Here is a 13555-nt window from a genome sequence, read left to right on the forward strand (position 1 = left end):
GACTGGCCGGCGAGGCCGTGCCCACGGCACGGTGTTCGGCGAGGTCGTGCCGGCGGCGCGGTGTTCGGCGAGGCCGGATCCGCGGCGCGGCGCTAGTCGCCGATCTCGACGTTGGCCGGACGGCGCCGCCGGGCGTCGTCCGCGATGATGACCGTGGCCACGAGCAGCGCCACGCAGACGCTGAACAGCCAGGACTGGTCCGGCAGCACTCGGGCGGCCACCGGCGCCTGGAACGCGGCGAGCAGGAAGCCCACCCAGGCGAGGCGGCGCTGACGCATGCTGAGGAATCCCGAATCCTGATGCATTCGGCAAGTCTTCCCGCTGTGCGCGCCGACGCCCTCAGCCGATCGGACCATTTTTCCGGTGGGTAATTGTCGCATTCGGACTGCTTCGTGAGAAGCCGGTCCGTTCCCTCCGGGGTCGACTCGGCGAGGCGTCGCGGCTAGGCTCTGGACCGGTAAAGGTGACGGGTACGGGGAGGGGATCGGCATGGCCAACGCGGCACCGAGCGGCACGATCCGGACCCCGGCGGAGCCGCCCCGCGCCCGCCCCCTGCGGCCGGGAGCCGCGCTGTTGCTGCTGGCGTACCTGGCCTTCGTGAGCCTCGGGCTGCCGGACGGCCTGCTCGGCGTCGGATGGCCCTCCATCGCCCGCGACTTCGGCGTCCCGGCCGCGTCCGTCGGCCTGCTGCTCACCGCGGGCACCGCCGGGTACCTCACCTCGAGCGTGGTGGCCGGCTTCACGGTCGCCCGGCTCGGCGTCGGCTGGCTGCTGGCCGGCAGCACCGGGCTGGTGAGCCTCGCGCTGGCCGGCTATGCGGGCGCGCCGTTCCTCGCCGTGATGGTCGGCTGCGCCCTGCTGGCGGGGCTCGGCTCGGGCGCCATCGACAGCGGCCTGAACGCGTACGCCGCTGCGGCCTTCGGGCCCCGGCACATGAACTGGATGCACGCCTTCTTCGGGCTGGGCGTGGCGCTCGGCCCGATGATCATGACAGCGGCGCTCGACCGGGGCCTCGGCTGGCGCTGGGGGTACGGCGCGGTGGCGATCGCCCAGGCCGGGCTCGCGCTGGCGTTCGTGCTGAGCGCGCGGCGCTGGGCCGCCAGCCGGCAGCCAGGGGCCACCGGCGGCGCGGCCCCGGCCATGCCGATCGGCCGGACGCTGCGGCTGCCGGCCGTCTGGCTCGGCGCGGCGTCCTTCGCCGTGTACGTGGCCGTCGAGGTGGGCGCGGGGCTCTGGGCGTACTCCGTGCTGACCACCGGCCGCCACCTCGGTACGACGGCGGCCGGCATGGTCGTGGCGCTGTACTGGGGCAGCCTCTTCGCCGGCCGGGTGGTGCAGGGCCTGGTGGCCGAGCGGGTCGGCAGCCGGTCGGTGCTGCGGGCCAGCCTGCTCGGCATGGTGGCCGGCGCGGCGCTGGTGGCCGTGCCCGGTCCGGGCTGGCTGGCCGCGACCGGTCTGGCCGTGCTGGGCTTCGCGGCCGCGCCGGTCTTCCCGCTGCTCACCCTGACCACCAAGGACCGGGTGGGCGCCGAACATGCCGACCGGGTGATCGGGGTGCAGATCGGCGCGGCGGGCCTGGGCGGCGCGCTCATCCCGGCGGGGATCGGCGTGCTGCTCGGCCGGTACGGGCCGCCGGCCCTGGGGCCCGCCCTGCTGGTGCTGACCGCCCTGCTGACCGGCCTGTCCCTGGCCGCCGAACGCCGCGGCGCGGCCGCCGTTGCGGGCGTCCCGAAGCCCGACCAGGGCGGCCGGGCACCCGACCATGGCGGCCCGGCGTCCGACGGCGGCCCGGCGTCCGACGGCGGCCCGGCGTCCGACGGCGGCCCGGCGTCCGACGGCGGCCCGGCGCCCGACGGCGGCCCGGCGCCCGACGGCGCTCCGGCCGCGGGCGTGGAGAAGGGTCCCCTGCGCTACCGGGAGCGATGACAGGGGACCCTTCCCTTCGGCCTGGGTCAGTGCGGACCGGTGCGGCCCGTCGTGGACGGGCGGAACGGGCGGTCCCGGTCTGTCGGGTCGCGGCCCGAATCGTCCTGGGCGTCCGGCTCGGTCGAGCTGGTGTGCTCCTCGTCGGTGGCCACGGGTCCGTGGCCGAACGCCGACTCCTCGCCCGCGTCGTTGCCCGTCGCGTCATCGACCTGCCCGTCGCCGGGGGAGGTGGCGATCGCCTGATCCAGCTCGCTGAGCGGCAGGCGTTCCTCGTCGCGCCACACGCGCGGATCGTTGTCGGTCATGCCCCCAGCCGTACCCAGCCGGCTGTGCGCCAAACGATCCGCCACCCGTGCCGGACGCTGCCCGACCGCGGCGAAATCGGATTTTTATTGTCACAGCCACCTGGCATGGTCGGACGCGTGATCGAGGTGACCGGATTGGCCAAGCATTTCCGCGTGCACCGTCGACAACCCGGGCTCGGCGCTGCGCTGCGCTCGCTCGTCCGGCGGGAGCACGTCACGGTGCGCGCCGTGAACGACGTCAGCTTCAGCATCGGCGAGGGCGAGGTGATCGGCTTCCTCGGCCCGAACGGCGCCGGCAAGACCACCACGCTCAAGTGCCTCACCGGCCTGCTGCACCCGACGGCCGGCGCCGTCACGGTGCTCGGGCACACCCCGCACCGCCGCGAGTCCGCGTTTCTGCGCCGGATCTCCCTGGTGATGGGGCAGCGCAACTCGCTGTTCTGGGACCTGCCGCCCGCCGACGCGTTCGAGGTGAACCGGGCCATCTACGGGCTCGCCGCCGGTCCCTACCGGTCGGCGCTGGAGGAGCTGGTCGAGCTGCTCGACCTCGAGCCCCTGCTGGGCCGGCAGGTCCGGGTGCTCAGCCTCGGCGAGCGGATGCGGTGCGAGCTGGCGGCCGCCCTGCTGCACCGGCCGAGCGTGCTCTTCCTGGACGAGCCGACCCTCGGCCTGGACGTCAACGGGCAGGCCGCGGTGCGGTCGTTTCTCGCCGGCTACAACGCCCGGCACGGCGCCACGGTGCTGCTGACCAGCCACTACATGGGCGACGTGACCGCGCTGGCCCGCCGGGTGCTGGTGATCGACGGTGGCACCCTGCGCTTCGACGGCGACCTCGCCGCGCTGGTGGAGGCACACTCGCCGCACCGCCTGGTCCGGGTGACCCTGCGCTCGCCCGTGCCGGTCGAGACCTGGACCGGCTACGGCCGGGTGTCCGAGGTGGACGGCGCCATGGTGACCCTCCAGGTCCCCCGCGCCGACACCGCCGCCGTGGCGGCCCGGCTGCTCGCCGACCTGCCCGTCGAGGACGTGGCCATCGAGGACCCGCCGGTCGAGCAGATCATCCAGGCGGTGTTCGCGCATGCGTGAGACGCTGACCGCCTATCCCTCGCTGGTGCGCAGCGCCACCCTGGTGGCCCTGACCTACCGCGGCCGGATGGCGCTCTGGGTGCTCGCCGGCACCTTCCCGCTGCTCACGATGGCGGTCTGGCTCACCGTCGTCGCCGAGGGCGGACCGCCGCAGGGGTGGACCAGCGGCGACTTCCTCTCCTACTACGCCGCCGCGACGGTGCTGTGGAACCTCTCCGGCCAGCACGTGGTGTGGGAGTGGGACGCCGACATGCGCAGCGGCGACCTGTCCGTGCGGCTGCTGCGGCCGGTGCACCCCTTCCACCAGTACGCCGCCGGCGACCTCGGTCACCGGGTGCTGTTCCTGGTGACGCTGGTGCCGGCGCTGGTGCTGGTGGCGCTGCTCGTGCCGGGCGTCGACTATCCGATGAGTCCGGTCCGGGCGCTCGCCGCGGCCGCCGCGCTGGTGCTGGCGTACGTGCTGAGCCTGGTGATGGCCGCGACGTTCGCGCTGATCGGCTTCTGGAGCACCCAGACCTCGAACGCCTGGATGCTGTGGTGGGGGCTCGGCTCGTTCGCCTCCGGCTGGGTGGCGCCGCTGGCCCTGATGCCGGACTGGCTGCGCACGGCCGCCCTGGTGCTGCCGTTCCGGGCCACCATGGGCTTTCCGGCCGAGCTGCTGATGGGTCGCCTCGACGCCGCGCAGACCGGGTACGGGTTCGCGGTCGGCCTCGGCTGGCTCGCCGGGTTCGCCCTGCTCTACCGCGTCTGCTGGCGGTACGGCGTCCGCCGCTACCAGGCGGTGGCCGGATGAGTCGGCTCGGTCGGCAGCTCCGGATCATCGGCATCTGCTGGCGGGCCGCGATCGCCACCGACCTGGAATACCGGCTGAACTTCGCCGCCAACATGGCGGTCAGCGCCTTCTGGATGCTCTGGGCGGTGGCCGGCGCCTCGGTCTACTTCCGGTTCACCGGCTCGGTGGCCGGCTGGTCGCACGCCGAGGTCCTCGTGGTGATCGGCCTGTTCTTCGCCCTGAACGGGCTGCGCCAGGCGCTGCTGGCGCCCAACCTGGAGCGGATGAACGAGTACGTGCGCCGCGGCACCCTGGACTTCCTGCTCACCAAGCCGTTCGACGCGCAGCTGCTGGTCAGCCTGCGCCAGCTCAACGTCGGCAACCTGCTCGACCCGGTGCTCGGCCTGATCCTGGTCGGGGTGGGCGTCGGGCTGGCCGGCCACGGGCTGCCGATCGGCGCGCTGGCCGCGTTTCTGCTGCTGTTCGCCGTCGCCCTGCTGCTGCTCTACGCGCTCACCGTGCTGCTGATGGCGTTCGGGGTGGTGTTCATGGCCGCCGAGGAGCTGGGCATCCTGTCGTTCGGGCTGGTCGAGCTGTCCCGCTTCCCGGTGCAGCTCTACCGCAATCCGCTGCGCGCGGTGCTGACCGTGGTGCCGGTGGCGTTCCTGACCACCTTCCCCGCCGAGGCGCTGCTCGGCCGGCTGGACCCCGGCCTGCTGCTGATCGGCCCGGCGGTGGCGGTCGGCGCGGTGCTGCTGGCCACGCTGGCCTGGCGCCGGGCCCTGTGCTCGTACAGCGGCGCGAGCGCCTGACCGACGGGCTGCGAGCGCGAGCGCCTGACCGACGGGCTGCGAGCGCGAGCGCCGGACCGACGGGCTGCGAGCGCGAGCGCCGGACCGCCGGACGAGCCGCGAGTCCGGTCCCGCCACGCGGGACCGGACTCTGGACGGCACGTTCCGCAGAAAGCCCGCCGGGCTACCAGCGCTTGGTCTCGTTGTTGTGGCCCAGCGCGGCCCAGACCTCGTTGATGGTCTGATAGACCACCCCGTCGGGCAACTGGTCGAGCTGCTCCAGGATCCGGTCCGGGGCCTCGTTCTCCTCGGCGCTCGCGCGCAGCGCCGCCCGGTCGCCCGGCAACGCCGAGAGGTTGACGAACCGGCCGATCTGGCTGCGCTCCTCGACCTCCTCGGTCGTCATGCCCTGCGGGACCCCGGCCCGGGTGTCCCCGGCGGGCACGGTCGTCGGTTCCGGCTGGTCCTCACCGGCCGGCTCCGGGGTGTGCCACTCCTCGACCCGCGCGCCGGCGTTGTTGGCCACCTGCTCGTTGGCCTCCCGGCTCATCTGGTCGTCGATCCGGGGCCCGTGCTTGCTGCTGCCACGTTCCATGCCAACTGCGCTACCCGGCGGTATGCCCGCTAAACGCCACCGCGCGCCACCCGGACACCGCGTCGTTCGGCCCCGGTCGGGCCGGAAGTCGTTCGGCCCCGGTCGTGCTGGAAGTCGTTCGGCCCCGTCGGGCCGGAAGTCGTTCGGCCCGGTCGGGCCGGAAGTCTTTTGGCGCGGTGGGGGCGGGCAGCCGTTTGGCGCGGCCGGAGCGGCCAGTCGTTGGGCGCGGCCGGGGCGGCCAGTCGTTTGGGCCCGACCGGGGCGGGAACCCGAGGCGCCGCAGAGGGAGGGGAACGGCATGCCCGGACGCGAGGTGCTGCCCAGCACGCTGCGCCGATCCGACCGGAAGGCGCAGGACACCTGGGCGGAGACACATGACTCGGCGGTGCAGACGTACGGCGAGGGGGAGCGGGCGCACCGCGTCGCCTTCGCCGCCGTCAAGAACACCCACGAGAAGGTCGGCGACCACTGGGAACCGAAGGCGCGCCGGGGGCCCAGCGACCGGCAGGCCGCCGGCGGCGGCCCGGCCCGGCGAGCGCCCACGGCCGGCGGCGTGGACGCCAACGCGCCCAAGGCTCACCTGATGGCGGTGGCGCAGAAGCTGGACGTGCCCGGGCGGTCCCGGATGACCAAGCCGGAGCTGGTCAAGGCGATCCAGAAGGCCAACAACCGCCGCACCACCGCGGCCCGCACCGGCGGTCGCACCGGCAACCAACCGCGCCGGGCGCGCTGACCGCCGTCACCGCCCTCGACCGCTGTCGATCATGGAGTTGTGGTGGGGATAGATGCCCGTCCGTCGCGTTTGCCGACACCACGACTCCATGATCGACAAGGGGCTCTCACCAGGAGGCGGGTGGGGCGTTCAGGTGGACCACCTTGGTGACGGTCATCTCGTCCAGCAGCTCCGGCCCGTACCCGAAGCCGTCCCCGCTGCCGCGGCGCGGCTGCGCGGCGCCGCCCGGCGCGCCCCCGAACACCGCGTTGATTTTCACCGTGCCGACCGGCAGCTCCCGCCAGGCCCGCTGGGCCCGGGACATCGAACCGGTGAGCACGGTGGCCGCGAGCCCGTACCGGGAGCTGGCCGCCCGGGACACCGCCTCGTCGAACGACTCCACGACCATCACCGGGGCGACCGGCCCGAAGGTCTCCTCGCGCATCACGGCCATCCCGTCGGCGCAGTCGGCCAGCACGGTCGCCGGGTAGAACGCCCCCGGCCCGTCCGGGAGCTCGCCGCCGATCAACACCCGCGCCCCGTCGGCCACCGCCGCCCGGACCTGCCCGTGTACGTGGTCGCGCTGCCGGCGGTCGACCAGCGGGCCGAGCTCGGTCAGCGGGTCGCGGCCCGGGCCCATCCGCAGGGCGTCGGCCCGTTCCACCAGCGCGGTGAGGAACCGGCTGGCCAGGTCGCGCAGCACGTAGATCCGTTCCACCGCCACGCAGAGCTGACCGGAGTTGGCGAAGGCGCCCAGCGCGGCCTGCTCGGCGGCCCAGTGCGGGTCGACGTCGGAGTCCACGATCAGCGGGTCGCTGCCGCCGTTCTCCAGCAGCGGCTTGGCGCAGGTGCGCGCGCAGGCGGCGGCGATCGACCGGCCGGTGGCGGTGGAACCGACGTGCGCCACCAGGTCGACCTCCTCGGCCGCCAGCGCGGCGCCGACCTGGCCGTCCCCGGTGAGCAGCGACAACACCCCGGGCGGCAGGTGCTCGTCCAGCAGCCGGGCCAGCAGCCACCCCGTGCCGGGGGTCCGCTCGCTCGGCTTGTAGACCACCGTGTTGCCGGTGACCAGGGCCGCGCCGAGCAACCCGCAGGAGACGGCCACCGGGTCGTTCCACGGGGTCAGCACGGCCACCACGCCCCGCGGCTGCGGGACCATCACGTCGATGGCGTCCGGGTCGCCCAGCAGGGAGCGGCCGCGGTGCAGCGGGCCCAGCTCGGCGTACTGGCGCAGCGTGGCCACCCCGGCCGCGACGCCGCCCCGGGCGGCCCCGATCGGCCGGCCCATCTCGGCCGTCTCCGCCTGGGCGAGCTCCTCGGCCGCGGCCTCCACCGCGTCGGCGGCCCGGTGCAGGGCCGCGGCCCGCTCGGCGGCGGGCGTTCCGGCCCAGCCCGGCGCGGCCGTCCTGGCCCCCTTCACGGCCGCGGCCACCGCGTCGGCCATTGCGGTGGGCGCCGTGCTGACCGGCGTATCGTCGGCCGGGTCGTGTACCACGAATTGATCCGGTCCGCTCCCGGCGCCCCATGCGCCCGCAATCAGTTGCTGCACGGTGTACATGTGCGCTTGGGTGCCCCGGTCCGGGCCGAACAAACGCCGCCGAGCGCCGCTCCGGGCGCCGGCCGGAGCGCGGGGGAGGCTGATCGGTGTCCGTGACCACGGTGGACGCGGTGGTGATCGGCGCCGGACACAACGGGCTGGTGGCCGCCAACCTGCTCGCCGACGCAGGCTGGACGGTGGCGGTGCTGGAGGCCACCGGCCAGCCGGGCGGGGCCGTCCGGTCCGCCGAGGTCACCGCCCCCGGCTACCTCAGCGACCTGTACAGCTCGTTCTATCCCCTCGGGATCGCCTCGCCGGTGCTGCGCGGTCTCGACCTGGACCGCTACGGCCTCGGCTGGCGGCACGCCCCCGCGGTGCTCGCCCACGTCCTGCCGGACGACCGCGCGGCCGTGCTGCACCGCGATCCCGCGGACACCGCCGGCTCGCTGGACCGGTTCGCCACCGGGGACGGGGAGCGCTGGCTGAGCCTGTACGACGAGTGGCGATCGATCTCCGAGCCGCTGCTCGACGCGCTGTTCACCCCGTTCCCGCCGATGCGCGCCGGCGCCGCGCTGCTGGCCCGGCTGCGCACCGCCGGCAGCCTGCGGCTGGCCCGCCGGGGAGTCCTGCCGGTGGACCGGCTCGGCGCCGAGCTCTTCCGGGGTGCGGGCGGGCCGCTGCTGCTGACCGGCTGCGCGCTGCACACCGACCTGGCGCCGGGTGAGGCCGGCTCCGGAATGTACGGCTGGCTGCTGGCCATGCTCGGCCAGCAGGTGGGCTGGCCGGTCGCCGCCGGTGGCGCGGGCCGGATCACCGACGCGCTGCTGACCCGCCTCGCCGGGCGGGGCGGGCGGGTGCACCTGGGCCAGCGGGTGGACCGGGTGCTGATCGCCCGGGGCCGGGCCATGGGCGTACGCGCCGCCGGCGGCACCTGGCGGGCCCGCCGGGCGGTGCTGGCCGACGTGCCGGCCCCGGCGCTGCTGCTCGATCTGGTCGGTCCGCGCTGGCTGCCGCCCCGGCTGGTGGCCGACCTGGAGCACTTCCGCTGGGACGGATCCACCGTCAAGGTCGACTGGGCGCTGTCCGGGCCGATGCCGTGGACCAACCGGGAGGTGGGCGGCGCCGGGACCGTGCACCTCGGCGGCGCCGACGCGGCGGGGCTGCGCCGGTACGCCGCGGCGCTGGCCGACGGCGAGCTGCCGCCCGAACCGTTCCTGCTGGTGGGGCAGCCCGCGACGGCCGATTCCGGGCGGGTGCCGCCCGGCGGGGAGGCGCTGTGGGCGTACACCCACCTGCCGTTCCGGCGGGACTGGCCGGCGGCGGCGGTGGCCGAGGTGGTGCGCCGGATGGAGGCGGTGCTCGAACGGCACGCGCCGGGCTTCGGCGCCCTGGTCCGGGGCCGGCACGTGGCCGGGCCGGGTGACCTTGAGCGGGCCGAGCCGAGCCTGGTGGGCGGGGCGGTCGGCGGCGGCAGCTCGGCGGCGTACCAGCAGCTCGTGCTGCGCCCGGTGCCCGGCCTGGGCCGGGCGGACACCCCGATCGACCGGCTCTTCCTGGCCAGCTCCTCGGCGCACCCCGGCGGCGGCGTGCACGGCGGGCCGGGCTCGAACGCGGCCCGGGCCGCGCTGGCCCGGGACCGGCCGGTGGCCGGCGGCCTCTACGCCCGCGCGGTGGGCGCGGCGCAGCGGGCCGTCTACCGACCGTCCTGACCCACCGAACCGCAGGGCGACCGGCTAGCCGTTCAGGCCCCGGTGCCGGCTGCGCAGCTTGAACGGCATGAGCGCGCTCTCGACCTTGGTGGCCGTGGTCATCTTCGACAGGCCGTCCCGGCGCTCCTCGAAGCGGATCGGCACCTCGACGATCGTGTGGCCCAGCTTGGTGGCCAGGTAGTGCATCTCCACCTGGAAGCTGTAGCCGTTGGACTGCACGCGCTGCAGGCCGATGTCCCGCAGGGTGGCGGCGTCCCAGATCTTGAAGCCCGCGGTCAGGTCCCGGATCCGGACCCGGAGCAGGGTGTGCACGTACAGGTTGGCCCAGCCGCTCAGCGCGCGGCGGTAGATCGGCCACGCCTCGTCGAGCTGGCCGCCGGGCACGTACCGGGAGCCGATCACCACGCCCGCCTGGGTGGACAGCAGCGCGCCCAGCATCCCCGGCAGCGCCTCCGGCGGGTGGGACAGGTCGGCGTCCATCTGCGCCACGTACTCGGCGCCGGCGTCCAGCGCCCGGCCGATCCCGTCGATGTACGCCCGCCCCAGCCCCTCCTTGCCCGGCCGGTGCACCACCTGGATCCGCTCCGGGTGCTCGATGGCGAGCTTGTCGGCGACCTCGCCGGTGCCGTCCGGCGAGTTGTCGTCGGCGATCAGGATGCTCATTCCGGGCAACGGCAGCGCCAGCAGCCGCTCGACCAGCACCGGCAGGTTACCGGCCTCGTTGTAGGTCGGAACGACGACGGTGAGGCGTGCGTCCCGCCACGGGGAGGGCAGCTGCACGGGTTCGGTCATGCGGATCATCCTTGGCTCGCCGACAGCGGTTTAGGGGAGAGGGTACCCAGTCGGCCCGGAAGCGCGGCACCGGGTACGCGGCGTATCGGGTGGGCCGCCGGTCGGTTAGCTTCTCCGGGACGCCGGGTATCGCAGGCGGGGCTACGGCAGGTCGCGCGGCGAGGTGGGCCGGGTTTACTTCTCCTACCCCCGGGAACGCGCCGCCCGTGCACAACGACCGGGTTGACCCGCATCAGTGCAGGTCAGGCGCTCACGGTGCCGGCAACGAGGCGGCGTCGTGAACATCCTGCTCTGGCACGTGCACGGCTCCTGGACCACGGCGTTTGTCCAGGGCAAGCACCGCTACCTGGTGCCGGTGACCGCGGACCGCGGTCCGTACGGGCTGGGCCGGGCCCGCACGTACCCGTGGCCGGACACGGCCGTCGAGGTCACTCCGGCCGAGCTGGCGGACGAGGACGTCGACCTGGTGGTGCTGCAGCGGCCGGAGGAGGAGGAGCTGGCCGCCCGGTGGCTGCGCCGGCGCCCGGGCCGGGACCTGCCGGCCGTGTACGTCGAGCACAACACCCCGAAGGGGGACGTGCCGAACTCCCGGCATCCGGCGGCCGACCGGGACGACCTGCTGATCGCGCACGTGACGCACTTCAACGACCTGTTCTGGGACGCCGGCCGCACCCGTACGACGGTGGTCGAGCACGGCATCGTCCCGCCCGCCGCCACCTGGACCGGTGAGCTGGACCGGCTGGGCGTGGTGGTCAACGAGCCGGTCCGGCGCGGCCGCGTCACCGGCACCGACCTGCTGCCGCGGTTCGCCGCGCTCGCCCCGCTGGACGTGTACGGGATGGGTGTGGCCGGGCTGCCGGCGCACCTGGGCCTGACCGACCGGATCACCCCGTACGACGACCCGCCGCAGGCCCGGATGCACGCCGAGCTGGCCCGCCGACGGCTCTATCTGCACCCCTGCCGGTGGACCTCGCTCGGGCTCAGCCTCATCGAGGCGATGGCCATGGGCATGCCGGTGGTGGCGCTGGCGGTGACCGAGGCGCCGCTCGCGGTGCCGCCCGACGCCGGAATCCTGTCCAGCCGCGTCGGCGACCTGGTGGACGCCACCCGTTGGCTGCTCGACGAGCCGGAGCAGGCGCGCCGGCTGGGCGAGCGGGCCCGGGCGGCCGCCCGCGCCCGGTACGGCCTGGACCGGTTCCTGGCCGACTGGGACCGGCTGCTGGAGGAGGAGCTATGCGCATCGCGATGATCTCGGAGCACGCCAGCCCGCTCGCGGTGCTCGGCGGCCAGGACGCCGGTGGGCAGAACACCCACGTGGCCGAGCTGGCGACGGCGCTCGCCGAGGCCGGCCACGACGTGCGGGTGTACACCCGGCGGGACGACCCGACGCTGGCGCCGGCCGTCCCGGTGCGGCCCGGCGTGACGGTGGCGCACGTGCCGGCGGGTCCGGCGGTGCCGGTGGCCAAGGACGAGCTGCTGCCGCACATGGCGGAGTTCAGCCGCTGGCTCACCCGGGAGTGGGGCGAGGGCTGGCGGCCGGACGTCGTGCACGCGCACTTCTGGATGAGCGGGCTGGCCGGGATCACCGCCGGTCGGCGGCGCGGGGTGCCGGTGGTGCTCACGTACCACGCGCTGGGCACGGTGAAGCGCCGGCACCAGGGCGCGCAGGACACCAGCCCGCGGGGCCGGATCGACTACGAGCGGGCGCTGGGCCGGGCCGTCGACCGGGTGATCGTGCAGAGCCGGGACGAGGTACGGGAGCTGGCCCTGCTCGGCGTGCCGCGCAGCCAGCTCACGGTGATCCCGTCCGGGGTCAACCTCGCGGCGTTCGCCCCCACCGGTGCGGCCGCGCCGCGGGAACCGGACCGCCCCCGGCTGCTGACGGTCGGCCGGCTCGTCGAGCGCAAGGGCTTCGGCGAGGTGGTCGAGGCCATGCGGCTGGTGCCGGACGCCGAGTGCCTGATCATCGGAGGCCCGCCGGCCGAGGGGTTGGCCGCGGACCCGCAGGCGCGGCGGTTGACCGAGCTGATTCACCGGCACGGCCTGGCCGACCGGGTCCGGCTGATCGGTGCGGTGCCCCGGGAGCGGATGCCCTACTGGTACCGCTCCGCGGACCTGCTCGTGGCGGCGCCGTGGTACGAGCCGTTCGGCCTCACCCCGCTGGAGGCGATGGCGTGCGGCGTACCGGTGGTGGGCACCGCCGTGGGCGGGCTCACCGACACGGTCGTACCGGGGCTGACCGGCGACCTCGTGCCGCCGCGCGATCCGGCGGCCCTCGGCCGGGCCGTGGCCGGCCTGCTCGCCGACCCGGTGCGCCGGTACGCGTACGCGACGGCCGCGCTGGACCGGGCCCGTACCCGGTACTCCTGGCAGCGCGCCGCGGACCAGCTCGGCGAGGTCTACGCGGCCGTGGGCCGGGTGCGCGAGCCGAGCCGGGTGGGGGCGTGATGTCCGACGCGGTGGGGGTGCTGGACAGCCACCTCGCCGGCCTCGCCGCCACGCTGCTGCCCTACCGGGAGCAGGCGGCCCGGCTCGGCCAGTGGGGCGGCGAGCTGGCGTGGCGGCTCGGCCACGGCGGCCGGCTGCTGGTCGCGGGCAACGGCGGCAGCGCCGCCGAGGCGCAGCACCTCGCCGCGGAGCTGGTGGGCAAGCTGCGCGGCGACCGGGTGCCGCTGTCCGCGATCGTGCTCGGCGGGGACGCGTGCGGCCTCACCGCCATCGGCAACGACTACGGGTACGCCGACGTCTTCGCCCGCCAGGTGCGCGCGCACGGCCGCCAGGACGACGTCCTGCTGCTGATGTCGACCAGCGGGCGCAGCGCCAACCTGCTGAGCGCCGCACGGGCCGGGACCGAGATCGGCATGCGCTGCTGGGCGTTCACCGGCCCGGCGCCGAACCCGCTGGCCGAGATGTGTGCGGACGTGCTCGCCGTACCGTCGTCCGACCCGCAGGTGGTCCAGGAGCTGCATCTGGTCTCGGTGCACGTGCTCTGCGAGTACCTGGAGGAGGCGCTGCTCACCGTCCTCGGGTCGGCGGGCTTCCTCGGCCCGACCACCCGGTCCGCGCCGTCGGCCATGCGGGCGGCGGCCCCGGCCACCCCGCCGCCGGTCGAGCCGCCCCCGGCGGTGCCGGTGGAGCCGCCCCCGGCGGTGCCGGTGGAGCCACCCCCGGCGGTGCCGGTCGGGACGCCGTCGGCGACGCCGGTCGGGACGCCGCTGGGTGGCCCGGGCGGGGCGCCGCCGCCGGCCCCGGTGCCGCCGGACGCCGAACCGGTCGTCCCGCCGGCCGGGGTCGAGGTCACCGTCGCCGATCCCGGCGGAGCCGAACCGG

General features: G+C 75.3%; 13 protein-coding genes and 1 pseudogene. 9 read left to right on the forward strand and 5 right to left on the reverse strand.

Annotated features, from left to right (window positions below; translation table 11 throughout):
- Positions 1-92 precede the first annotated feature (92 nt).
- Positions 93-305: a hypothetical protein gene (locus ACFFHU_RS21290; protein ID WP_377341527.1), complete on the reverse strand. Its 213-nt coding sequence runs from the start codon at positions 303-305 to the stop codon at positions 93-95.
- A 184-nt stretch (positions 306-489) separates the two neighbouring features.
- Between ACFFHU_RS21290 and ACFFHU_RS21295 the strand changes: the two genes are divergently transcribed.
- Positions 490-1926 carry an MFS transporter gene (locus ACFFHU_RS21295; RefSeq protein ID WP_377341529.1) on the forward strand — a complete coding sequence of 479 codons (1437 nt, stop codon included), beginning with the start codon at positions 490-492 and terminating at the stop codon, positions 1924-1926.
- Between the two features lie 26 nt (positions 1927-1952).
- Here the strand turns inward: ACFFHU_RS21295 and ACFFHU_RS21300 are convergent, their stop codons facing one another.
- A complete protein-coding gene (locus ACFFHU_RS21300; protein WP_377341531.1) occupies positions 1953-2231 on the reverse strand; it encodes a hypothetical protein in 279 nt (92 codons plus the stop codon).
- 105 nt (positions 2232-2336) lie between these two features.
- On the opposite strand from ACFFHU_RS21300, the gene ACFFHU_RS21305 reads away from it, so the two are divergent.
- The 3 genes from ACFFHU_RS21305 to ACFFHU_RS21315 are packed head-to-tail and all read left to right on the forward strand — an operon-like array spanning position 2337 to position 4901.
- The gene (locus tag ACFFHU_RS21305) at positions 2337-3317 is read left to right on the forward strand and encodes an ABC transporter ATP-binding protein (protein WP_377341533.1); all 981 of its coding nucleotides are present in this window, start codon (positions 2337-2339) and stop codon (positions 3315-3317) included.
- A complete protein-coding gene (locus ACFFHU_RS21310) occupies positions 3310-4110 on the forward strand; it encodes an ABC transporter permease (RefSeq protein ID WP_377341535.1) in 801 nt (266 codons plus the stop codon). Before ACFFHU_RS21305 ends, ACFFHU_RS21310 begins: the two co-directional genes overlap by 8 nt.
- Positions 4107-4901, forward strand: coding sequence for an ABC transporter permease (locus ACFFHU_RS21315; RefSeq protein ID WP_377341537.1), 795 nt, complete (start codon positions 4107-4109; stop codon positions 4899-4901). The genes ACFFHU_RS21310 and ACFFHU_RS21315 overlap by 4 nt, the downstream gene beginning before the upstream one ends.
- 163 nt (positions 4902-5064) lie before the next feature.
- Here the strand turns inward: ACFFHU_RS21315 and ACFFHU_RS21320 are convergent, their stop codons facing one another.
- Positions 5065-5475: a DUF2795 domain-containing protein gene (locus tag ACFFHU_RS21320; protein WP_377341539.1), complete on the reverse strand. Its 411-nt coding sequence runs from the start codon at positions 5473-5475 to the stop codon at positions 5065-5067.
- Positions 5476-5773: 298 nt separating this feature from the next.
- Here ACFFHU_RS21320 and ACFFHU_RS21325 point away from each other — a divergent pair, with 298 nt between their 5' ends.
- Positions 5774-6208: a ChaB family protein gene (locus ACFFHU_RS21325; RefSeq protein ID WP_377341541.1), complete on the forward strand. Its 435-nt coding sequence runs from the start codon at positions 5774-5776 to the stop codon at positions 6206-6208.
- 106 nt (positions 6209-6314) lie between these two features.
- Here the strand turns inward: ACFFHU_RS21325 and ACFFHU_RS21330 are convergent, their stop codons facing one another.
- Positions 6315-7745 (reverse strand): aldehyde dehydrogenase family protein, encoded by a 1431-nt coding sequence (locus ACFFHU_RS21330; RefSeq protein WP_377341542.1) that lies wholly within the window; start codon positions 7743-7745, stop codon positions 6315-6317.
- A gap of 92 nt (positions 7746-7837) precedes the next feature.
- Here ACFFHU_RS21330 and ACFFHU_RS21335 point away from each other — a divergent pair, with 92 nt between their 5' ends.
- Entirely contained in the window at positions 7838-9433 is a 1596-nt protein-coding gene (locus ACFFHU_RS21335; protein ID WP_377341856.1) for a phytoene desaturase family protein, read from the forward strand.
- Positions 9434-9457: 24 nt separating this feature from the next.
- On the opposite strand, the gene ACFFHU_RS21340 is transcribed toward ACFFHU_RS21335, so the two are convergent.
- On the reverse strand, positions 9458-10225 hold the full coding sequence (locus ACFFHU_RS21340) for a polyprenol monophosphomannose synthase (RefSeq protein WP_377341544.1): 768 nt from the start codon (positions 10223-10225) through the stop codon (positions 9458-9460).
- 277 nt (positions 10226-10502) lie between these two features.
- Between ACFFHU_RS21340 and ACFFHU_RS21345 the strand changes: the two genes are divergently transcribed.
- From ACFFHU_RS21345 to ACFFHU_RS21355, 3 genes and pseudogenes are all read left to right on the forward strand, one after another.
- A complete protein-coding gene (locus ACFFHU_RS21345; RefSeq protein WP_377341546.1) occupies positions 10503-11474 on the forward strand; it encodes a glycosyltransferase in 972 nt (323 codons plus the stop codon).
- Positions 11459-12673 carry a glycosyltransferase gene (locus tag ACFFHU_RS21350; protein WP_377341548.1) on the forward strand — a complete coding sequence of 405 codons (1215 nt, stop codon included), beginning with the start codon at positions 11459-11461 and terminating at the stop codon, positions 12671-12673. The genes ACFFHU_RS21345 and ACFFHU_RS21350 overlap by 16 nt, the downstream gene beginning before the upstream one ends.
- Positions 12673-13383 (forward strand): annotated as a pseudogene (locus tag ACFFHU_RS21355) (D-sedoheptulose-7-phosphate isomerase); the annotation flags it as partial. The gene ACFFHU_RS21350 and the pseudogene ACFFHU_RS21355, both read left to right, overlap by 1 nt.
- Positions 13384-13555: the final 172 nt, after the last annotated feature.

Origin of the sequence: Plantactinospora siamensis, assembly GCF_042434095.1 — a bacterium.
In the GTDB taxonomy this organism is placed as follows: domain Bacteria; phylum Actinomycetota; class Actinomycetes; order Mycobacteriales; family Micromonosporaceae; genus KBS50.

What these genes read in the sequence shown, in the direction of transcription:
- ACFFHU_RS21320 (WP_377341539.1), bottom strand. Translation starts at nt 5,475, where the DNA reads ATGGAACGTGGCAGCAGCAAGCACGGGCCCCGGATCGACGACCAGATG.
- ACFFHU_RS21300 (WP_377341531.1), bottom strand. Translation starts at nt 2,231, where the DNA reads ATGACCGACAACGATCCGCGCGTGTGGCGCGACGAGGAACGCCTGCCG.
- ACFFHU_RS21310 (WP_377341535.1), top strand. Translation starts at nt 3,310, where the DNA reads ATGCGTGAGACGCTGACCGCCTATCCCTCGCTGGTGCGCAGCGCCACC.
- ACFFHU_RS21350 (WP_377341548.1), top strand. Translation starts at nt 11,459, where the DNA reads ATGCGCATCGCGATGATCTCGGAGCACGCCAGCCCGCTCGCGGTGCTC.
- ACFFHU_RS21315 (WP_377341537.1), top strand. Translation starts at nt 4,107, where the DNA reads ATGAGTCGGCTCGGTCGGCAGCTCCGGATCATCGGCATCTGCTGGCGG.
- ACFFHU_RS21290 (WP_377341527.1), bottom strand. Translation starts at nt 305, where the DNA reads ATGCATCAGGATTCGGGATTCCTCAGCATGCGTCAGCGCCGCCTCGCC.
- ACFFHU_RS21295 (WP_377341529.1), top strand. Translation starts at nt 490, where the DNA reads ATGGCCAACGCGGCACCGAGCGGCACGATCCGGACCCCGGCGGAGCCG.
- ACFFHU_RS21325 (WP_377341541.1), top strand. Translation starts at nt 5,774, where the DNA reads ATGCCCGGACGCGAGGTGCTGCCCAGCACGCTGCGCCGATCCGACCGG.
- ACFFHU_RS21340 (WP_377341544.1), bottom strand. Translation starts at nt 10,225, where the DNA reads ATGACCGAACCCGTGCAGCTGCCCTCCCCGTGGCGGGACGCACGCCTC.
- ACFFHU_RS21330 (WP_377341542.1), bottom strand. Translation starts at nt 7,745, where the DNA reads ATGTACACCGTGCAGCAACTGATTGCGGGCGCATGGGGCGCCGGGAGC.
- ACFFHU_RS21305 (WP_377341533.1), top strand. Translation starts at nt 2,337, where the DNA reads ATGGTCGGACGCGTGATCGAGGTGACCGGATTGGCCAAGCATTTCCGC.